Origin of the sequence: Pseudomonas eucalypticola (assembly GCF_013374995.1) — a bacterium.
Taxonomy (GTDB): domain Bacteria; phylum Pseudomonadota; class Gammaproteobacteria; order Pseudomonadales; family Pseudomonadaceae; genus Aquipseudomonas; species Aquipseudomonas eucalypticola.
In genome coordinates, this window is the sequence record NZ_CP056030.1 from 1144911 (window position 1) to 1164590 (window position 19680).

16 protein-coding genes are annotated in these 19680 nt (G+C 63.0%); 9 read left to right on the forward strand and 7 right to left on the reverse strand.

All coding sequences use genetic code 11. The annotated features are described in order from the left end of the window. Positions 1-95: 95 nt before the first annotated feature. The 6 genes from HWQ56_RS05280 to gap all read right to left on the reverse strand — a co-directional run bounded on the left by HWQ56_RS05280 (position 96) and on the right by gap (position 6821). Positions 96-494 carry a YbaN family protein gene (locus HWQ56_RS05280; RefSeq protein WP_158158807.1) on the reverse strand — a complete coding sequence of 133 codons (399 nt, stop codon included), beginning with the start codon at positions 492-494 and terminating at the stop codon, positions 96-98. A gap of 57 nt (positions 495-551) precedes the next feature. After that, the gene (locus HWQ56_RS05285; RefSeq protein ID WP_176569963.1) at positions 552-1160 is read right to left on the reverse strand and encodes a biliverdin-producing heme oxygenase; all 609 of its coding nucleotides are present in this window, start codon (positions 1158-1160) and stop codon (positions 552-554) included. Between the two features lie 113 nt (positions 1161-1273). Continuing rightward, positions 1274-3847: a TonB-dependent receptor gene (locus HWQ56_RS05290; RefSeq protein WP_176569964.1), complete on the reverse strand. Its 2574-nt coding sequence runs from the start codon at positions 3845-3847 to the stop codon at positions 1274-1276. Between the two features lie 226 nt (positions 3848-4073). Continuing rightward, complete coding sequence (locus tag HWQ56_RS05295; protein WP_176572343.1) at positions 4074-4976, reverse strand: FecR family protein; 903 nt, start codon at positions 4974-4976, stop codon at positions 4074-4076. Positions 4977-5138: 162 nt separating this feature from the next. Beyond that, a complete protein-coding gene (locus tag HWQ56_RS05300; protein ID WP_158154391.1) occupies positions 5139-5654 on the reverse strand; it encodes an RNA polymerase sigma factor in 516 nt (171 codons plus the stop codon). 165 nt (positions 5655-5819) lie between these two features. Then, positions 5820-6821 (reverse strand): type I glyceraldehyde-3-phosphate dehydrogenase, encoded by a 1002-nt coding sequence (gene gap / locus HWQ56_RS05305; protein ID WP_176569965.1) that lies wholly within the window; start codon positions 6819-6821, stop codon positions 5820-5822. Positions 6822-7104: 283 nt separating this feature from the next. On the opposite strand from gap, the gene edd reads away from it, so the two are divergent. From edd to HWQ56_RS05330, 5 genes are all read left to right on the forward strand, one after another. Next, positions 7105-8934, forward strand: coding sequence for a phosphogluconate dehydratase (edd, locus tag HWQ56_RS05310; RefSeq protein ID WP_176569966.1), 1830 nt, complete (start codon positions 7105-7107; stop codon positions 8932-8934). Then, entirely contained in the window at positions 8931-9887 is a 957-nt protein-coding gene (locus tag HWQ56_RS05315; protein WP_176569967.1) for a glucokinase, read from the forward strand. The genes edd and HWQ56_RS05315 overlap by 4 nt, the downstream gene beginning before the upstream one ends. 63 nt (positions 9888-9950) lie before the next feature. Further along, complete coding sequence (locus HWQ56_RS05320) at positions 9951-10670, forward strand: response regulator (RefSeq protein ID WP_158154395.1); 720 nt, start codon at positions 9951-9953, stop codon at positions 10668-10670. Between the two features lie 31 nt (positions 10671-10701). Beyond that, positions 10702-12099, forward strand: a complete 1398-nt coding sequence (locus tag HWQ56_RS05325) for a sensor histidine kinase (RefSeq protein WP_280634429.1) — start codon at positions 10702-10704, stop codon at positions 12097-12099. A 129-nt stretch (positions 12100-12228) separates the two neighbouring features. Then, on the forward strand, positions 12229-13317 hold the full coding sequence (locus HWQ56_RS05330; RefSeq protein ID WP_245217819.1) for a hypothetical protein: 1089 nt from the start codon (positions 12229-12231) through the stop codon (positions 13315-13317). A gap of 461 nt (positions 13318-13778) precedes the next feature. On the opposite strand, the gene HWQ56_RS05335 is transcribed toward HWQ56_RS05330, so the two are convergent. Continuing rightward, positions 13779-14963, reverse strand: a complete 1185-nt coding sequence (locus tag HWQ56_RS05335) for a GGDEF domain-containing protein (protein WP_176569968.1) — start codon at positions 14961-14963, stop codon at positions 13779-13781. Positions 14964-15190: 227 nt separating this feature from the next. Here HWQ56_RS05335 and HWQ56_RS05340 point away from each other — a divergent pair, with 227 nt between their 5' ends. The 4 genes from HWQ56_RS05340 to HWQ56_RS05355 all read left to right on the forward strand — a co-directional run bounded on the left by HWQ56_RS05340 (position 15191) and on the right by HWQ56_RS05355 (position 19678). Continuing rightward, positions 15191-16456 (forward strand): D-mannose isomerase, encoded by a 1266-nt coding sequence (locus tag HWQ56_RS05340; RefSeq protein WP_158154397.1) that lies wholly within the window; start codon positions 15191-15193, stop codon positions 16454-16456. Positions 16457-16560: 104 nt separating this feature from the next. After that, positions 16561-17835, forward strand: coding sequence for an ABC transporter substrate-binding protein (locus HWQ56_RS05345; RefSeq protein ID WP_176569969.1), 1275 nt, complete (start codon positions 16561-16563; stop codon positions 17833-17835). 96 nt (positions 17836-17931) lie between these two features. Beyond that, complete coding sequence (locus tag HWQ56_RS05350) at positions 17932-18840, forward strand: carbohydrate ABC transporter permease (RefSeq protein ID WP_158154399.1); 909 nt, start codon at positions 17932-17934, stop codon at positions 18838-18840. Further along, positions 18833-19678 carry a carbohydrate ABC transporter permease gene (locus HWQ56_RS05355; RefSeq protein WP_158154400.1) on the forward strand — a complete coding sequence of 282 codons (846 nt, stop codon included), beginning with the start codon at positions 18833-18835 and terminating at the stop codon, positions 19676-19678. Before HWQ56_RS05350 ends, HWQ56_RS05355 begins: the two co-directional genes overlap by 8 nt. Positions 19679-19680 lie beyond the last annotated feature (2 nt).

Consider the following 19680-nt stretch of genomic DNA (forward strand, 5'->3'; position numbering starts at 1 on the left):
CAGTCAGGACAGCGAGAGCCTAGCCCTTCAAGGCACGGCTCTGCCCGCCGGATCCTTCCAGCGTTAACGAGGCATCGGCGGCAAATGTTACAACTTTAAATATTTTTGACAGGCGGCGCCTCTGGGCGCGACCAGATCCACAGGTTCACCACCAGCATGCAGCCAATGGCGGCATACAGCGGCCAGGCATGCTTGAGGGTCAGGACCATGACCACGGAACACACGAGCATGCTCAGGGTGGCGCTGACCTTGGCCCGGCGCACGATCACCTTGCCATTGCGCCAGTTGCTGAGGATGGGCCCGAACAACCGGTGGTTTTCCAGCCAGGCACTCAGGCGCGGCGAGCTGCGGGTGGCGGCCCAGGCGGCCAGCAGGATGAACTCGGTGGTGGGCAAGCCGGGAATGACGATGGCCACCAGGCCGATGCCCAGGCTGACGTAGGCGAGCAGGCCGAAGAGGATGCGCGCGGTTTTGGAGGGCAGTGGGCGGGTCATGGGGTCAACGTGTGAAGGCAGCGGCCGGCCGGTGGCGAACCACCGGCCAGCTTCAACTCAGGCATGGGCGGAATAAGTGTGCTGCAAGAGTATTTGCAGACGGGAAAAGGCGTCAACCGCGGCCTGATCGGCGTCCGCTTCCTCGGTGGGGGTGAAGGGCAGTGCGTCGAAAATGGCGTTGAAGGCTTTCCAGCCACGCATGCGGCCACCTTCCGGCTCGGCCAGGTGGCGGGCGCCGAAGGTTTCGCTCAGGCCCATGGCCTCGGCGCGCTTGATCAGGATGGCGGCGCCGAGCTTGGAGCCTTCGGACACGCGAATCCAGGTCAGGGCCGTGGCGCGGTTGGGGGCGATCAGCGCGCCCGGCACCGCGGCCGGCACGGCCAGGCCCAGGTCGTTGAGGTCGGCCAGGGCGGCATCGGCTCGGCAGCGCGAGGCCAGGTCCGGGAACAACTGGTTCAGTTCCGGGTCGTTGTACAGGCCCTTTAGCTCGGACTGGAACAGGTACTGCATCTGCAGGAAGCGGCCGTAGCTTTCACGGCTTTCGAACGGTGCGTGGGCACCCACGGCATGTTCCAGTTGGTCGTGCAGTACCGCGCTGGCCTGGCGCAGGCGCGCCGAGCGCAGGGCCGGCTGCTCGGCGGCGGCGGGGTTTTGGATGGCACTCATGGCAGGGGTCCTTGAAAACAGTAGAGGTTGCCTTACTAGACGTTCCAGCGCGGCAAACTCAGTAAAAAAACTTCGCGGTACCGTCACCTGGGGCAACGGTACCGCGAATGGCCTCAGATGTCCCAGACCACGTTGATGGAGAAGTTGCGGCCAGGCGCGGTCAGGCGGTCCATGTTGGCCGGCTGCGTCACACCGGCTTCGCCGACGCCGTCGTAGCCGCGCACGTCATCCCACAGCCAGTATTTCTTGTCGGCGAGGTTGTACAGGCCGGCGCTGAGGGTCACGTCCTGGGTGACCTTGTAGTAGCCGGTCAGGTCCAGAACGCCGAAGCCCGGGGTCTTGAACTGGCTGCTGGTGCCATCGGGGGCGTGGAAGGTGGAATCGTCGACCCGGTCTTTGCGCTTGACCACGGTCCAGCTCAGCAGGCCGCCATAGTTGTCTTGGTCGTAGCCCAGGCCGAACACGCCGGTCAGCGGGTTGATGCTGTTAAGCGGCTGGCCGGTATCGTCGTTGCGGCCGTAGGCATAGCTCACCGACCCTTGGGTATACAGGCCGGCCGGCAGGCCGAAATAGTCCAGGTTCAGGCGGCCCTTGGCCTCGGCGCCCTTGATGGTGGCCTTCTTGATGTTGACGCTCTGGAAGGTCGTCTCGGTGTAGCCTGGGGTCAGCGAGTTTTCGTCGATGAAGTCGTGGTACTTGTTGTAGAACACCGCCAGGTCGAAGTTGCCATGCTCGAACTGGCCGCGCAGGCCGGTCTCGAAACTCTTGCTGCTTTCAGGCTTGAGGTTCGGGTTGGGCGCCACGGTGTAGCCCTGGGAGGTATTGGTGAAGCGACCGTACAGCGCCTTGGCGGTCGGCGTGCGGAAACCCTCGGCGTATTGCCCGTACCAGGTGTAGTTGTCATTGAAGGCGTAGGTCAGGCCCAGTTTTGGCGTGGCCTTGTGCCAGCGCTTCTCCTCGGTGCTGATGGCGTCGCCGCTCTGGGCAGCGGTGTTGAGGAACTCCTGGGTCACGTGCGGCTTCATCTGGGTGTAGTCGTAGCGCACGCTCGGCAGGAAGGTCCACTGGTTCCACTTGATCTCGTCCTGGGCGAACAGGCTGTAGGTGTTGACCGTCGGGTCCGGGAAGTCGCTGGCCGGTGTCAGGGTGTCGGAGGTGTTGGTGCTGGTGGCGCCGATGGCGCTGCAGTACGCGGCCACGCTCAGGCAGGTGCCGGTACCGGTGCGCAGCCCGGTCACTTTCTGCTGCTTGAGGGTGGTGCCGTAGGTCAGGTGGTGGTCGGTATCGGCGATGGCGAAGGACTTGTCCAACTGGCCATCGAATACCCACTGGCGTTCCTTGTACTGGGTATCACGCAGGCGTTGCACCACCCGCGACGGCGCGTAGATTTCGTTGGTGCTTTCGTCGGTCTTGGCCAACTGGTAGTTCAGGGTCCACTTCACGTGGTCGGCCAGCACGCTGTCCAGGCCGAACGTGTTCTCGATGCCGAAGCGTTCGCGCGAAGTGGTGGTGTTGCCACTGCGAGCCCTGTACATCCCGAAGCCCGCGCCGTTGACGAATGGGCCCCCAACCGCGCTTTTCTGGTTGGTGTCGCGGTCGTCCTTGTATTTTTCGTAGGTGAGGGCCAGGCGTGCGTCATCGCCGTAGTTCCAGCCCAGCTTGGCCAATACGTTGGTGGTGGTGGCGTCTTCGGGGTTGGCGGCGGTGCGGCCCAGGCCGGTGCCGCCGTGGCTGCCATACGACTCGGTTTCGTGGCCGTCGCGCTGGCTGAAATGCAGCAAGGCGTCGAAGTCGCCTTCACGGCCCGCTACGGTGCCGGATTTCAGCCAGCTGCGGTCTGCGGAGCTGTAGCCGGCCTTCAGGCGCGCGCCCACGTCCTTGCCAGGCTTGATGATGTCGTCCGGGTCCAGGGTGTAGTAGCTCACCGCACCGCCGATGGCGTTGCTGCCATACAGGGACGAGGCCGGGCCGCGCAGGATTTCCACGCGCTTGACGATCTCCGGGTCCACGTAGTTTCGGTTGGTCTGGGCGTAGGGGCCGTTGAAGAAACTGTCGGGAATTTCCACGCCGTCGACCTGGGTCAGTACCCGGTCGCCATCGATGCCGCGGATGTTATAGCCGCTGATACCCGCGCGCTGGCCAGTGCCGCCTACCGATACACCCGGTTCATAGCGCACCAGTTCCTTGATGTTGTTGACGTTGTTGCGGTCCAGGGCATCGCGGTCCTGGACGGTGACGGTGCTGGGCACGCTGTTCACGTCCTGGGCGCTGCGCGTGGCGCTGACGGTCACTTGCTGCAGGGCCAGGGCGCCGGTGTTGCGGCGTTCCAGCACCACGTTGTTGGGGCCCACCTTGTGCACGCTCAGGTTGGTGCCGATCAACAGGCGGTCCAGGGCCTGGTCAGGTTTCAGGGAACCGCGCACACCGGGTGACTGCACGTCACGCGCTAGGTCGGCCGACAGCCCCACCTGCCAACCGGTCACCTGGGTGAAAGCGTTGATGGCCGAGACCAGCGACTGCTGGCCGATGGCAAACGTGTAATTGCCCATGGCCTGGGTGCTGCCAGCGGGTTCGGCGGCCACGGCCGGGGTGACCTGGGTGGCGGCGAGCAGGATGGCCATGGTCAGCACGGACAACGTGCGAGGGCCGGGGGTGGCAATGCTGGAATGCTTGAAACCTGAGGACATCGAAGGGCGCTCCCTGTCGCGCGGCGTTATAGTGTTGAGCGGATTCAAAATGCGAATCACTTTCATTGGCTATAACGAGACGTGGCAGGGTAGGCAATCGCGTAAAAATAATTTTGGCCGCCGCTGGCGGCGGGTGCCGTCGCCCGGACGGGCTCCGGTTGTCGCACCACTGCAGATTTGTGATGGTGCCACCAACTTTCCCAAAAATCCGTGAAGAACCTTTTTTTCAGTTGAGAATAACCAGCGCCGGGTACTCGCGTATCGACGCCGAGGTGATATGCGCCAGCGAGCGAACCACGTCCAAGGGGTTCTCCAGCCGATAGTTACCCGTTACCTCGACCTGGGCCAGGCGGTCATTGGTGTTGACGATCCAGCCAGGGTAGTACCGGCGCAGTTCGTCCAACACCTGGCTCAGGGGGCAGTTTTCAAACACCAGTCGGCCCTGTACCCACGCCAGGTCCTTTTGCGGGTCCAGGTGCTGGCGCTGGCCGAAACCTGATGGGCCAATGCGGATGCTGTCGCCGGCGTTCAAGCGCACCCGCGCGTCATTACCGCCCAGCAGGTCGACATTGCCGCGCTGCACCTCGACCTGGGCGACGCCGTCCAGCAGGCGCACGGCGAAGTCGGTGTCGCGCACGCTGGCACGCACCGGACCTGCCTGCAGTTCCAGCGGCTGCTGACGGCTGTCGGCGACCTGGAAGAAGGCTTCGCCCTGGTACAACCTGGCTTCACGCTGGGCCTTGTCGATGTGGGCCGAGAACGCCGTGTTGGTGTTTAGCAGCACCTTGGAGCCATCGTCCAGTTGCAGGCGCTGGCGTTCGCCTACCACGGTCAGGTGGTCCGCTTCCAGGCGCAGGGGCAGGTTGGTAAAGCTGAACACGCCGACCAGTATCACCGCCGCGGCCGCCATGGGCTTGAGATACGGGCGCAGCCGCACGCGCCACGAACGCGTAGCCACCGTGTGCAATTGCTGCGCCGCCTGGTTCACCGCTGTGCCGTTCCACACGGCGCTGGCCTGGGCAAACGCCTGAGCATTGGCAGGCTCGGCGGCCAGCCACTGCTCAAAGGCCAGGCGCTCAGCCGCGCTGGCACAGTCCAGGCGAATCAGCCAGTCCAGGGCCTGGTCCATGGCGCTGTCGTGAGCGGGGGGGTGTTCGGTCACGCGGGTTCCTCGGGCATCGAGTTCATGACGGCGAATGGCACGTTGAGAGAGCTTATCAAAGACTCGTGGCGCTTGCGGTGAAGCTAGCGTCATTTCGCACACTGTCCTGGCGAGCTTCTGTCAGACTTCTCATTGTTCCATACGTTGCGCCACGCCCACGCAAATGGCCATGATCAGTTTCAGTTCCTTCTGCACCGTGCTTGCCGATACCTGCAGTTGCCCAGCGATCTCCAGGTAGCTGCAGCCATGCAGCCGGCTGAGGATGAAGATGCGTTGCTGGCGGGCGGTCAACTGCCCCAGGCTGGTGTTGAGGCGCATCAGCAATTGCTCGGCATGGGCGGCTTCTTCCGGCGTACTCTGGATCGCGGCGACGCTGTACACCACTTCGCTGGGCACGTCTTCGAGCAGTGTGCGTTCCTGCACCTTGCGGGCGCGCAGGTGGTCCAGCGCCAGATTGCGCGCAGTTTGAAAGACAAAGGGTTCCAGGTGTTCGATGGCCCGCTCGCTGAGCGCACGGGTAACCCGCAGGTAGGTTTCCTGCAGCAGGTCTTCAGCCGTGCTGGGGTTGTCGACCATGCGCTGCAAGGTGCGCAGCAAACTGAGCCGCTGGGTGAGGAAGACAGAGTTGAAGTGTGACTGACTCACAGCGATACCGAACCAATGGGATGTTAATGATAATGCTTATCATCTAGTCCCAAGGTCAAGTACAAGAATGTAAATGTTGAAGCGCCACCGCTTTCAAGACGGGCGAACAAGGCGGTCGAGGCTACCGCACAGGACCTTGCCCGCCTTGTTAGCAAGCAGATGGCATCACTGCGCGTTGAACAGCGCCAGGCAATTATCCAGCATGCGGTTCGAGAAGCCCCATTCGTTGTCGTACCAGGCCATGACCTTCAGCATCTTCCCAGAGACCTTGGTGTGATTGGCGTCGAAAATCGAAGAGAGCGGGTTGTGGTTGAAGTCGCACGACACCAGCGGCAGGGTGTTGTAGCCCAGGATCTTGGAGTGCTGGCTGGCTTCCTTCATCAGCGCATTGACCTCGTCGGCAGAGGTCTCGCGCGACAGGTTCACGGTCAGGTCAACCAGCGATACGTTGATCACCGGCACCCGTACGGCCATGCCGGTCAGCTTGCCGGCCAGTTCCGGCAGTACCAGGCCGACCGCCTCGGCAGCGCCGGTCTTGCTGGGGATCATCGACTGGGTGGCCGAGCGCGCCCGGAACGGGTCGCTGTGGTACATGTCGGTCAGCACCTGGTCGTTGGTATAGGCGTGTATGGTGGTCATCAGGCCCTGTTCGATGCCCAGCTCGCGGTGCAGTACCTGCGCCACCGGGGCCAGGCAATTGGTGGTGCACGATGCGTTGGAGATGATCTGGTGCGAGGCGCGCAGGATGTCGTGGTTGACCCCGTATACAACGGTGGCGTCCACGCCCTTGGCCGGGGCCGAGATGATCACCTTGCGGGCGCCGGCCTCGATGTGGGCGGCAGCCTTGGCGCGGTCGGTGAACAGGCCGGTGCATTCGAACACCACGTCAATGCGTTCGGCTTTCCACGGCAGGTCGGCTGGGTTGCGAATGGCGCTGACCGCGATGCGGTCGCCATTGACCGTGATGCTTTCCTGGTCGGACTCGACCGTAGCGTCGAAGGCGCCATGCACGCTGTCGAACTTGAGCAGGTGGGCGTTCATCGCGCTGTCACCCAGGTCATTGATCGCGACGACCTGCAGGTCTTGGCGGTAGCCTTGGGTATACAGTGCACGGAGCACGTTGCGGCCGATGCGGCCAAAACCGTTGATGGCAATTCGAAGCGTCATTGTCGGTACCTGCGTTCAGATTGTGTGCGCGGCCTTCTCAATATGAGGCGCTGGGCGAGGTAAATCGTTCACAGAATCTGTTTTGTTATTGGAATTACAAGATTATTCGCAAAAAAATAGAAAACAAGCCTTTTTTCATGGCAATATTTTGTCTTATCTACAACGAGTGACCGGCGCGGCTGTTCCTGTTGATCACAAGCAAGCCTGGGCCCGCAGCCTGGGCGGCGAGGGAAGAATGGGAAATTCGGTGCAGCGGTCACCCCCATAGCCTGGAGTTCTCCACATGCATCCCCGCGTTCTAGAGGTTACCCAACGGCTGATCGACCGCAGCCGCGCGACGCGCGAGCGTTACCTGCAACTGATCCGCGGGGCTGCCAGTGATGGCCCTATGCGTGCCAAACTCCAATGCGCCAACTTCGCCCACGGCGTGGCGGGCTGTGGTACCGAAGACAAGAACGCGCTGCGGATGATGAACTCCGCCAACGTCGCCATCGTGTCTTCCTACAACGACATGCTGTCGGCGCACCAGCCGTATGAAACCTACCCCGAGCAATTGAAGCAGGCCCTGCGCGAGATCGGCTCGGTCGGTCAGTTCGCCGGCGGCGTGCCCGCCATGTGCGACGGTGTCACCCAGGGTGAACCCGGCATGGAACTGGGCATCGCCAGCCGCGAGACCATCGCCATGTCCACGGCCGTGGCGCTGTCGCACAACATGTTCGACGCCGCGCTGATGCTGGGTATCTGCGACAAGATCGTGCCCGGCCTGATGATGGGCGCCTTGCGCTTTGGGCACCTGCCGATGATTTTCGTGCCGGGCGGGCCGATGCCTTCGGGCATTTCCAACAAGGAAAAAGCCGACGTAAGGCAGCGCTACGCGGAGGGCAAGGCCAGCCGCGAGGAGTTGCTGGAGTCGGAGATGAAGTCCTACCACAGCCCCGGCACCTGCACCTTCTACGGCACCGCCAACACCAACCAATTGCTGATGGAAGTGATGGGGCTGCACCTGCCGGGCGCGTCCTTCGTCAACCCCAACACCCCGCTGCGCGATGCCCTGACCGTGGAAGCGGCGCACCAGGTCACGCGCATGACCAAGGCCAGCGGCGCCAGCTTCACGCCCATCGGCGAGATCGTCGACGAGAAGGCGCTGGTCAACTCCATCGTCGCGCTGCACGCCACCGGCGGCTCGACCAACCACACCCTGCACATGCCGGCCATCGCCATGGCGGCGGGCATCATCCTGACCTGGCAGGACATGGCCGACCTTTCCGAGGTTGTCCCGACCCTGTCGCATGTCTACCCGAACGGCAAGGCTGACATCAACCACTTCCAGGCGGCGGGCGGCATGTCGTTCCTGATCCGCGAACTGCTGGCCGCAGGCCTGTTGCACGAAGACGTCAACACCGTGGCTGGCCGCGGCCTGAGCCGCTATACCCAGGAGCCGTTCCTGGACAACGGCAAGCTGGTATGGCGAGAAGGCCCCGAGCAAAGCCTGGATGAAAACATCCTGCGCCCTGTAGCCCGTGCGTTTTCCCCCGAAGGCGGCCTGCGGGTAATGGAAGGCAACCTCGGCCGCGGTGTGATGAAGGTCTCGGCCGTCGCGCCTGAGCACCAGGTAGTGGAAGCTCCGGCCCGGGTGTTCGAAGACCAGCAGGACCTGGCCGATGCGTTCAAGGCCGGCGAGCTGGAACATGACTTCGTCGCCGTGATGCGTTTCCAGGGCCCGCGCTCCAATGGCATGCCCGAGCTGCACAAGATGACGCCGTTCCTGGGCGTGCTGCAGGACCGCGGCTTCAAGGTCGCACTGGTAACCGACGGGCGCATGTCCGGCGCGTCGGGCAAGATTCCGGCGGCCATTCACGTGTGCCCCGAAGCCTTCGATGGTGGCGCGCTGGCCAAGGTGCGCGACGGTGATATGATCCGGGTCGACGGCGTCAAGGGCACCTTGGAGGTGCTGATGGACGCCGCTGAATTCGCCGCGCGTACCCCCGCCGTGGGCCAGTTGGCCAACGCCGTGGGCTGCGGGCGCGAACTGTTCGGTTTCATGCGGCTGGCCTTCAGCTCGGCGGAGCAAGGCGCCAGCGCCTTCACGTCTGGCCTGGAGAATCTCAAATGAAGCTCGCCCTTGTAGGCGATATCGGCGGCACCAATGCCCGCTTTGCGTTGTGGGAAAACAACGACCTGCACTCGGTGCGGGTGTTTCCCACGGCGGACTACACCAGCCCCGAGCAAGCCATCGGCGTCTATCTGAAAGACCTGGGGCACGAACGCGGCGCTATCGAAGCCGTTTGCCTGGCCGTGGCCGGGCCGGTCAGCGGTGATGAATTCCGCTTCACCAACAGTCATTGGCGTCTCAGCCGCAAGGCGTTCTGCGAAACCTTGCACGTAGAGCACCTGTTGCTGATCAATGATTTCACCGCCATGGCGCTGGGCATGACCCGCCTCAAGGACGGTGAATTCAAGACCGTTTGCCCTGGCACGGCCGACCCTCAGCGGGCGGCCGTGGTGATCGGCCCTGGTACGGGGCTCGGCGTGGGCACGCTGCTGCACACCGGCGAAGGCCAGTTCATGGCGCTGCCGGGTGAGGGCGGCCATGTCGACCTGCCCGTGGGCAATGCCCGCGAAGCGCAGCTGCGCCAGCACATTCAGGATGAAATCGGCCATGTCAGTGCCGAAACCATCCTCAGCGGTGGCGGCCTGTTGCGCCTGTATCAGGCTATCTGCGCCGTGGACGGCTACGCGCCGGCCCTCGACACCCCGGCGGCCATCACGTCAGCGGCCCTGGCGGGCGATCCGGTGGCCAGGGCGGTGATCGACCAGTTCTGCCGCTTCCTGGGCCGGGTGGCCGGCAATAACGTACTGACCGTGGGCGGCCGTGGCGGGGTTTACATTGTCGGCGGCGTCATCCCGCGTTTCATCGAGCTGTTCCTGGCCAGCGGCTTCGCCGAGAGCTTCACCGACAAGGGCTGCATGAGCGAATACTTCCAGGGCATTCCCGTGTGGGTTGTGACTGCCGAGTTCTCGGGCCTCATTGGTGCGGGTGTGGCCTTGCAGCAAGCACGGGGCTAGGCGTTTAATCTGTGCCTATTGATCGGGCGCCACGACCCGACGCTGGACACAAGGACGCAGCACGTGACCACTGCCGGCAAAACAATACTGCTGGTCGATGACGACCAGGAAATTCGCGAACTGCTGGACACCTACCTCACCCGCGCGGGCTTCACGGTCCGCACCACGGGTGACGGCCAGGCCTTCCGCCAGGCCCTCAACGAGGCCCCGGCGGACCTGGCCATCCTCGATGTCATGCTTCCCGACGAAGATGGCTTCAGCCTGTGCCGGTGGGTGCGCCAGCACCCGCGCCAGGCGCAGATGCCGATCATCATGCTCACCGCCAGCTCCGACGAAGCCGACCGGGTCATTGGCCTGGAGCTGGGTGCCGACGACTACCTGGGCAAGCCGTTCAGCCCGCGCGAGTTGCAGGCGCGCATCAAGGCGCTGCTTCGCCGCGCCCAGTTCGGCCAGGAGCGCGCCGGCGAGGTGGTAGCGTTCGATGACTGGCGGCTGGACATGATCAGCCATCGCTTGTTTCATGCCGACGGCGAGGAAGTGTTCCTTTCCGGCGCCGATTTCGCCTTGCTCAAGCTGTTCCTCGACAACCCCCAGCAAATCCTCGACCGCGATACCATCGGCAATGCCACCCGTGGCCGCGACCTGATGCCCCTGGATCGTATCGTCGACATGGCCGTGAGCCGCCTGCGCCAGCGCCTGCGCGACACCGACAAACCGCCCCGGCTGATCCGCACCGTGCGCGGCAGTGGCTACCTGCTGGCGGCCAGCGTTGTCACGGCTTAAGGGCCTGGTGCCGCGCTCACTGCTGGGGCGCATGCTGCTGCTGACCTTGCTGGTGGTGCTGCTGGCTCAGGGGCTGTCGAGCCTGATCTGGGTCTCGCAGTTGCGCGCTACTCAGTTGGAAGGCCTGGTCACCACCGCTCGTAGCCTTGCCCACTCCATGTCGGCCAGCGTCAGTTACTTCCGCTCGCTGCCCCTGGCCTACCGGCCCATGGTGCTGGAACAGCTGCGCAGCATGGGTGGCACGCGCTTCGTGGTGTCGCTCAACAACCGCCCGCTGGACATGCAGGTGCTGCCCCCGACCGTGCGCAAGACGGCGGTCATCCAGGCCGTGGATAGCGTGTTGCGCGAGAGCCTGGGGGCGCCGGTGGACCTCTCGGTGCAATTCGTCAGCCCTCAGGACCTGCGCATTTTCAACAGCGGCCTGGCCCTGGATGAGCTGCCACGCTCCTGGGCGCACTATTCGCTGACCCTGGAGCCGGTGAACCCGCCGGTGCTGGTCACCCAGATCCGTCTGGGCGAAGGCGAATGGCTGTACATCGCCTCGTTGCTCCCCGAGCCCTACACCAGCTTGGAAGAAGAGGGGCTGCCCGCCCAGCAATGGTGGTTCATTCTGCTCACCAGCTCGTTTCTGTTGCTGTTCATCGGCCTGCTGGTGCACTGGCAGAGCCGCCCGCTCAAGCGCTTGGCCCGCGCGGCACGGGAGTTGTCCCTGGGTGCCGAGCCAGAAGAACCGGAGGTGGAAGGCGGCGGTAGCGAGGTGATCGAGGTCAGCCGCGCCTTCACCGCCATGCGCGAGCGCATCAGCCGCTACCTTACCGAGCGAAGTCAGCTGTTCAGTGCCATCTCCCACGACCTGCGAACCCCCATCACCCGCCTGCGCCTGCGGGTGGAGCTGCTGGAAGACGAGGCTCTGGAAGCCAAGTTCGGTCGCGACCTGGATGAGCTGGAACTACTGGTCAAAGGCGCGTTGCAATGCGTGAAGGACACCGACATTCACGAAAACATCGAGCCGGTGGACCTCAACCATGTCCTTGACTGCCTGATCGAACCGTTTCTCTCCCCGGGTGGCGACGGCCGTGTGACCCTGCATGGCGGCGCCTGGAAGCCCTACCCGGGTAAACCCCTGGCGCTGAAGCGCTGCATGGGCAACCTGATCGACAACGCGCTGAAATACGGCGACCGGGCGCACCTGCACGTGGAAGACGACCCCAAGGCGTTCATCCTCCACGTGGATGACGAAGGGCCCGGGGTACCGGCGTTGCGGTTGGAAAAGGTATTCGAGCCGCATTTCCGCTTGTCGGGCAACCAGCAGGGCTACGGGTTGGGGTTGGGCATCGCGCGCAACATCGCCCATAGCCATGGGGGGGAGGTGAGCCTGCGTAACCTGCCGGAGCGGGGGTTGCGAGTCACGCTGTACCTGCCGCGTTGATTTCACCGGTCTCCTCTGCGGGGGCCGGGCGGCGCGGCTGGCGTCGAACAGACACTTCCCCTAATAATCATTCCTTTCGCCATTATTTCCCTGGTTGGTAGGCTGCTCGCCTGCCGAGAGGGATCTCACTTGACTGAACACCCCCATGACAAGGCGTCACACGTCGTCGCCACCGCGCTATCACCTTCCCGCTACGAAGGTGTCGCAGGGAATCTTCAGGCTGAGCCTGGCTTCTACATCGTGCCCTACAGCATGTCGCCTGCCCAGCTGTACCGGAACTTGTTCACGGCCATGTCGCCTCCGTCAATGCCAACGTTCAGGGCATTGAACCTCGGCCTTGGCAGCGTCATAAAAGCAGGCTCGCTGATTGTCCTGAGCGACCCTGGCAACACCCGTTGTACCTTTGCAGAGGCGCAGCTGATGCAGGCTGCCGAGCGGGTCAAGATCGCCCTTGACCCGCTCACGCCGGACGAGGCGAATTTCATGGTTCGTCACCGTGCGGAAATTGGCAGTTTCATCGGTGAGGGTTCTACCTGGCTTGGCGTCAGTGCGGCGATGATGGAGAAGCATCTGGTCAGCCTGCGCGACACGCTGAAAAAGATGGAGCTTTTGCATCAGCACAGCTACCGCCAGCACGGCAACCTGAGATCTTCGGAGTTTCTTTTGCAGCGACGCCAGTTGCTGGCGCAGTTGGATGCGCACCTGTTGAGTTCGACTCGGCTCAGGGGGCTTACCACTTTTGGAGATAACCAAAAGCTGAAGACAGCGTTGGGTATTTCGAGTCAGAGTCTGGTACACCGGTGGAACAGGGCAGGCGCGCCGGGCCAGATACCGGGGTATGCGACGCATGTGAATGCAGTGAGCCGGGCGGCGAAGTATATGCAGGCAGGTGGGTATGTGGGTATAGGTCTTGGCGGCGTATCATCGTTGTTGTCGATTCGAGCCGTTTGCACGGATGATTTGTCCTCTCGGGCCTGTGAAAGAGTACGGCTCACGGAAGGTGGCAAGTTTATTGGGTCTACTGTCGCGGGCATTCGTGGCGCTTCGCTTGGGCTGCAAGCTTCTGGTTCTGCCTGTGTAGCTTTAGGTATCGCGGGTGGGATAGGGGGTGTTGCCTGCACGGCAGCGCTGGTTGGTGTCGGGGCTTGGGCAGGGGCGACCGGTGGTGGGCTGGTCGGCGAACACCTAGGTGATGTTGTATACGGGCTGACACGTTAATGGGCGTGGAACTTGGACAATCATGGTGGGCGGTGGCATTTTATGCCGGGCCGGTCGTTTTGTGTATCTCTGGGATAGTGCTGAGTGTTTACATCAGTTGGCGTTATCTTGATGAGATGGTGAATGCTTTAAAGGGCTCCAGGCAGTTTTCGCTAGCGGCGCGAAGTCTGGAAACGAGCGGATGGGTAAGTCGGTTTATACTCGCTACCAAAATTTCGGGAGCGGTTGCTTGGCCACGAGCAGGTATCCGGGCAGGTTTGCTTGATGCCTCAGAGATCGAGAATTTTCCATCGTATATTAGAAGGTTAATTCGGTTGAATAACTTCTTGACGTACGTGATGTTGGTTTGGGGTGGAGTAGCTTGTCTTCTGATTAGTCTCGGTGAGTGATAAACCGGGTTTTACATTGGCCTGATAACCTTGCCGGCATACCAGCGGCCACAGCAGGCGGTCGAGTTCGCTTCAGGTATCTGCCAATTCGGCCTCTTCTACCCGATCCCGTTGCAACTTCGCTCGGTACAAGGCTTGGTCCACGCTGCGCAGCAACCGCTCGAAATCCTGCTGGCCATGGAGACGTTCAGTCTGCGCCAGCCCGGCGCTGAACCGCAGGGTGAAAGGCAATTGCATCGATTCCACCTCAAGCGCCTCGCGTAGGCGGTCGAGTAACACCCTGGCTTCCCGGGTGGTGGTGCCGGGCATCACCAGCAGGAATTCTTCGCCACCCCAGCGGGAAAACAGGTCCGTCCTGCGCTTGAGCTGGGTGACGGTGCTGGCGAAGAGTTTCAGGCCGGTGTCGCCCGCGCCGTGGCCGTGCTGGTCGTTGATACGCTTGAAGTTGTCCAGGTCGATGAGGGCGATCGCCAGGGGGTAGCGCTGGGCGTCCTTGCGCAGAATGGCGGTGGTGGCGCCTGCGCGATTGAGGGCGCCGGTGAGGAAGTCGGTGACACTCAGGCGCAAGATTTCCAGGCGCACCTGTTCCTGCAGCATCAGGCCAAAGCACAAGGTGAACAGGAACGAGACCATGAAGTCCATGGCCAGCTCGGGCAGCGTGAACATGTCCGGGGTGTCGAAGGCCAGGGGCGGGGGCGGGCTAAGCAGCAGGCTGATCACGTTCCAGGCGTGGAAGGCGAGCAGGGCCAGTTGCCCGACCGCCAAGCCCCAGGCGCCGCGGTAACGGGCCGTAAGGCTAAGGGCGAGGCGGCACTGGATGCCGATGGTGATGAAGCAAATCAGGAAGAACCACGGCAGCAGGTAGCTGCTGTGTATCAGCATGCTGGCGCCAAGGGCATAGGTCATCGGCGTACCCAGCAGCAGCGCAGCCTGGGCGGTACGGCTGCCCGCGCGACCGGCCAGATGCAGCAGCGCCAGGGTATGCCCGCCGATGGCTGCCAGCAGCAGGGTAGTGTTGAGCAGGAACGCCGGCATCGGCGCAAGCACCCCGAGCCAGGCGTACGCCCCCGTGGCCACATCGGGTTGCAGCAAATCGACGATACGGTAGGCGGCAAGCAGCAGGTCCCCGCCCAGCCACCACCACAGGGCGGTGTGCCGCTCGCTCAAACCGATGCCCGACAAGCACAGCATCAAGGCGGTCAGCAGGCCGAACGGGGTGATGATCAGCAGCAGGGTGATGGGATCGTTCAGCAACATGGCGCGTATTCAGGGCCGGGGCAGTGGCTTCCATCATGTCACTGTAGACGTCTGGCGTGCCAGTCAGCTTTCATTGCGGCCTTGATGCAATCCTTTTTTGGCGTTCTTGAGATCGATCTTGGCCCGCCCTGACAAACCCTGTCACCAGACAGTGACATTTGGTTACCTGCGAATTCCCCTCCCTTGATTAAACTGCGTACGCAAATAACAAAAAACCAAGGACACCCATGGAACGGTTGCAACTGGAATTCAGCAGTTGGCTCAATACCCCCTCCCATCACCACTGGCTGGCGGCCGAGGGGCTGCGTTTGCTGGATTTCGCCCGGGCCTCGAAGCTGCAAGAAGGCTTCGGCCACCTGGATGAACGCGGCTGGCTGCCCGATGCCCCGGCGCAAACGCTGATCACCGCCCGCATGACCCACAGCTTTGCCCTGGCCAGCGTGCAAGGCCTGCCCGGTTTCGCCGCGCTGGTCGACCATGGCCTGGCGGCGCTGGCTGGCAGCCTGCGCGATGCCGAGCAGGGCGGTTGGTATGCCGTGGCCCATGCCGCCGACGGGGACATGGGCAAGGCTGCCTACCTGCATGCCTTCGTGGCCCTGGCCGCCAGCAGTGCGGTGGCGGCGGGGCGCCCGGGGGCGCAGGCGTTGCTCGACCAGGCGGTGGAGGTGATCCTGGCGCGGTTCTGGAGCGAGGAGGAAGGCGCCATGCGCGAGTCCTTCGACCGCCTGTGGAGCCGCGCCGAGCCCTATCGCGGCGCCAACAGCAACATGCACAGCGTCGAGGCCTTCCTCGCCCTGGCCGATGTCACCCATGACCCGCACTGGCTCGAACGCGCCCTGCGGATCGCCGAACGGGTGATTCACCAGCATGCCGTCCCTAACCAATACCGGGTAATCGAACACTTCCACCCCGACTGGTCTGCCGACCTGACGTACAACCAGGCGCAACCGGCCGACCCGTTTCGGCCTTTCGGCAGCACGCCGGGGCATGCCTTCGAATGGGCACGGCTGTTGCTGCACCTCGAAGCCGCGTTGCTGGACGCCGTGCGTCCGGCGCCAACCTGGCTGCTGGCCAGCGCCCGCGGCCTGTTCGAACAGGCCTGCCGCACCGCCTGGCACGCCGACGGCGCGCCGGGGCTGGTCTATACCCTGGACTGGAGCGACAAGCCGGTGGTGCGCCAACGCATGCATTGGGTCACCGCCGAAGCCATCGCCGCCTCGGCCGCGCTGCTGCGCCGAACCGGCGATGCCCAATACGAGCACTGGTACCGCGACTTCTGGGAGTACGCCGCCGTGCACCTGCTGGACCGGGAACACGGTAGCTGGCACCACGAACTGGACCCGTGCAACAAGCCTTCGGCGACCGTCTGGGCCGGTAAACCGGACCTCTATCACGCCCTGCAGGCCGTGCTGTTGCCGCGCGTGCCGCTGGCGCCAAGCCTGGCCTGCAACCTTGCGCGCCTCGGCGGGCAACACATTGTCACCGGTTGGTGACATTTGCGCGTCGCTTCGTTACCTGTCGCACTAAATACCCTGTTTACACTCCACGCAGCGCAAGCATCAGACTTGCAATGCATAACAACAAAAAAGGACCTCCGATGAACGCGATCAATCGCCTCGCCGCTGTCATTTCCCTCGCCTCCCTGTTCCCGCTCGCCGCGCACGCCGCCGATTCCAAAGGCACGGTGGAAGTGGTGCACTGGTGGACGTCCGGTGGCGAACACGCCGCGGTCAAAGTATTGCAACAGCAGGTCGAAAAAGACGGCTTCACCTGGAAAGACGGTGCCGTGGCCGGTGGCGGTGGTGCCACTGCCATGACCGTGCTCAAGTCCCGCTCCGTGGCTGGCAACCCGCCCGGTGTCGCCCAGATCAAAGGCCCCGACATTCAGGAGTGGGCCACCACCGGTCTGCTGGACCCGGACACCCTGAAAAGCGTTGCCGAGAGCGAGCACTGGGACAAGCTGCTGAGCAAGACCGTCGCCGACACCATGAAGTACGAGGGTGACTACGTGGCAGTGCCGGTGGACATTCACCGGGTCAACTGGCTGTGGATCAACCCCGAAGCCTTCAAGAAGGCCGGTATCGCCAAAGCGCCTGCCACCCTCGAAGAACTCTACGCCGCCGCCGACAAGCTGAAGGCCGCCGGCATCATCCCGATCGCCCATGGTGGTCAGCCATGGCAGGACGCTACCGTCTTCGAGGACGTGGTGCTCAGCGTCATGGGGGCCGATGGCTTCAAGAAAGCCTTCGTGGACCTGGACGAGAAGACGCTGACGGGTCCGAAGATGGCTGAGGTGTTCACCCAGCTGAAGAAAATCAAGGGCTACATGGACCCGGACGGCGCAGGCCAGGACTGGAACCTGGAGGCCGGCAAGGTCATTCAGGGCAAGGCCGGCATGCAGTTCATGGGTGACTGGGCCAAGAGCGAGTGGACCCAGGCGGGCAAGAAAGCCGGTACCGACTACGAGTGCGTGCCGTTCCCGGGTACCGCGGGCAGCTTCACCTATAACATCGACTCCCTGGCCGTGTTCAAGGTGAAGGACAAAGGCAGTGTCGCAGCCGCCCAGGACCTGGCCAAGATCGCCATGGGCAAGGACTTCCAGGAAATCTTCAACAAGGCCAAGGGCTCCATTCCGGTTCGCAATGACATGGACCTGAGCCAGTTCGACAGCTGTGCCCAGGCCTCGGCCAAGGACTTCGCCGAAGCTGACAAGGCCGGCAAGCTGGAACCGAGCATGGCGCACAACATGGCCACCACTCTGGCGGTGCAAGGTGCGATCTTCGACGTGGTCACCAACTTCATGAGCGACAAGAACGCCGACGCGACCGATACCGCCAAGAAACTGGGTAGCGCGATTTCCGCCGCCAAGTGACGCTGCGTTCGTAGTACGGCCGATGCCTGCGTCGGGGTTTCTCCGCCCCCGGCGCAGGCATTCGGTACCGATTGATCTTCACACTGGATTTCTCCGATGAGCTCTGTGGCTGTGTTCAGCAAGGCCTCGCCGTTCGATGCGTTGCAACGCTGGCTCCCCAAAGTGGTGCTGGCGCCAAGCATGCTGATCGTGCTGGTCGGTTTCTACGGTTACATTTTCTGGACGTTCATTCTTTCGTTCACCACCTCCACGTTCATGCCGACGTACACCTTCGCCGGCCTGGCGCAGTATGAGCGTCTGCTCAACAACGACCGCTGGTGGGTGGCGAGCAAGAACCTGGCCGTGTTCGGCGGCATGTTCATCGCCATCAGCCTGGTGCTGGGGGTGTTCCTGGCGGTGCTGCTGGACCAGCGCATCCGCCGCGAAGGCTTCCTGCGCACCATTTACCTGTACCCCATGGCGTTGTCGATGATCGTCACCGGCACGGCCTGGAAATGGCTGCTCAACCCGGGCCTGGGCCTGGACAAGATGCTGCGTGACTGGGGCTGGGAAGGCTTCCGCCTGGACTGGCTGATCGACCAGGATCGCGTGGTGTACTGCCTGGTGATCGCCGCGGTGTGGCAGGCCTCGGGCTTCGTCATGGCGCTGTTCCTGGCAGGCCTGCGTGGGGTCGACCAGTCGATCATCCGCGCCGCCCAGGTGGACGGCGCCAGCCTGCCGACCATCTACCTGAAAATTGTGTTGCCCAGCCTGCGGCCGGTGTTCTTCAGCGCCTTCATGATCCTGGCGCACATCGCCATCAAGAGCTTCGACCTGGTAGCTGCGATGACTGCCGGTGGCCCCGGCTACTCCTCGGACCTGCCCGCCATGTTCATGTATTCGTTCACCTTCAGCCGTGGCCAGATGGGCGTGGGTTCTGCCAGCGCCATGCTGATGCTGGGGGCGATCCTGGCGATCCTGGTGCCGTATCTGTATTCGGAATTGAGGAACAAGCGCCATGACTAGTGCCTATGGCAAACCTGCGCTGACCTTCAGCCGCGTGGCCATCTACGCCACCCTGATCCTGGCCGCCGCCGTCTACCTGGTGCCCTTGGTGGTCATGCTGCTCACCAGCTTCAAGACCCCGGATGACATCCGTACCGGCAACCTGTTGAGCTTGCCCGAGGTGTTCACCGGCATCGGCTGGTTGAAGGCCTGGGACATCGTCGGCGGGTTCTTCTGGAACTCGGTGAAGATCACCGTGCCCGCGGTGCTGATCTCGACTTTCGTCGGTGCCATGAACGGATACGTGCTGTCCATGTGGCGCTTCCGCGGTTCGCAGCTATTCTTCGGGCTGCTGCTGTTCGGCTGCTTCCTGCCGTTCCAGACGGTGTTGCTGCCGGCTTCGTTTACGTTGGGCAAGCTCGGCCTGGCCAATACCACCACTGGCCTGGTCATCGTACACATCGTGTACGGGTTGGCCTTTACCACGCTGTTCTTTCGCAATTACTACGTCAGCGTGCCCGATGCGCTGGTCAAGGCCGCGCGGCTGGATGGGGCAGGGTTCTTCACCATCTTCAACAAAATCCTGCTGCCCATGTCGATCCCGATCATCATGGTCTGCCTGATCTGGCAGTTCACCCAGATCTGGAACGACTTCCTGTTCGGCGTGGTGTTCGCCAGTGGTGATGCGCAGCCGATCACCGTGGCGCTCAACAACCTGGTCAATACCAGCACGGGCGCCAAGGAATACAACGTAGACATGGCCGCGGCGATGATCGCCGGCCTTCCGACATTGCTGGTGTACATCATGGCCGGCAAGTATTTCCTGCGTGGGCTAACCGCCGGCGCGGTCAAGGGGTAGAA

Coding starts and splice junctions, on each gene's coding strand:
- HWQ56_RS05280 (WP_158158807.1), bottom strand. CDS start 494: ATGACCCGCCCACTGCCCTCCAAAACCGCGCGCATCCTCTTCGGCCTG.
- HWQ56_RS05285 (WP_176569963.1), bottom strand. CDS start 1,160: ATGAGTGCCATCCAAAACCCCGCCGCCGCCGAGCAGCCGGCCCTGCGC.
- HWQ56_RS05290 (WP_176569964.1), bottom strand. CDS start 3,847: ATGTCCTCAGGTTTCAAGCATTCCAGCATTGCCACCCCCGGCCCTCGC.
- HWQ56_RS05295 (WP_176572343.1), bottom strand. CDS start 4,976: ATGGACCAGGCCCTGGACTGGCTGATTCGCCTGGACTGTGCCAGCGCG.
- gap (WP_176569965.1), bottom strand. CDS start 6,821: ATGACGCTTCGAATTGCCATCAACGGTTTTGGCCGCATCGGCCGCAAC.
- edd (WP_176569966.1), top strand. CDS start 7,105: ATGCATCCCCGCGTTCTAGAGGTTACCCAACGGCTGATCGACCGCAGC.
- HWQ56_RS05315 (WP_176569967.1), top strand. CDS start 8,931: ATGAAGCTCGCCCTTGTAGGCGATATCGGCGGCACCAATGCCCGCTTT.
- HWQ56_RS05325 (WP_280634429.1), top strand. CDS start 10,702: ATGCTGCTGCTGACCTTGCTGGTGGTGCTGCTGGCTCAGGGGCTGTCG.
- HWQ56_RS05335 (WP_176569968.1), bottom strand. CDS start 14,963: ATGTTGCTGAACGATCCCATCACCCTGCTGCTGATCATCACCCCGTTC.
- HWQ56_RS05340 (WP_158154397.1), top strand. CDS start 15,191: ATGGAACGGTTGCAACTGGAATTCAGCAGTTGGCTCAATACCCCCTCC.
- HWQ56_RS05345 (WP_176569969.1), top strand. CDS start 16,561: ATGAACGCGATCAATCGCCTCGCCGCTGTCATTTCCCTCGCCTCCCTG.
- HWQ56_RS05350 (WP_158154399.1), top strand. CDS start 17,932: ATGAGCTCTGTGGCTGTGTTCAGCAAGGCCTCGCCGTTCGATGCGTTG.
- HWQ56_RS05355 (WP_158154400.1), top strand. CDS start 18,833: ATGACTAGTGCCTATGGCAAACCTGCGCTGACCTTCAGCCGCGTGGCC.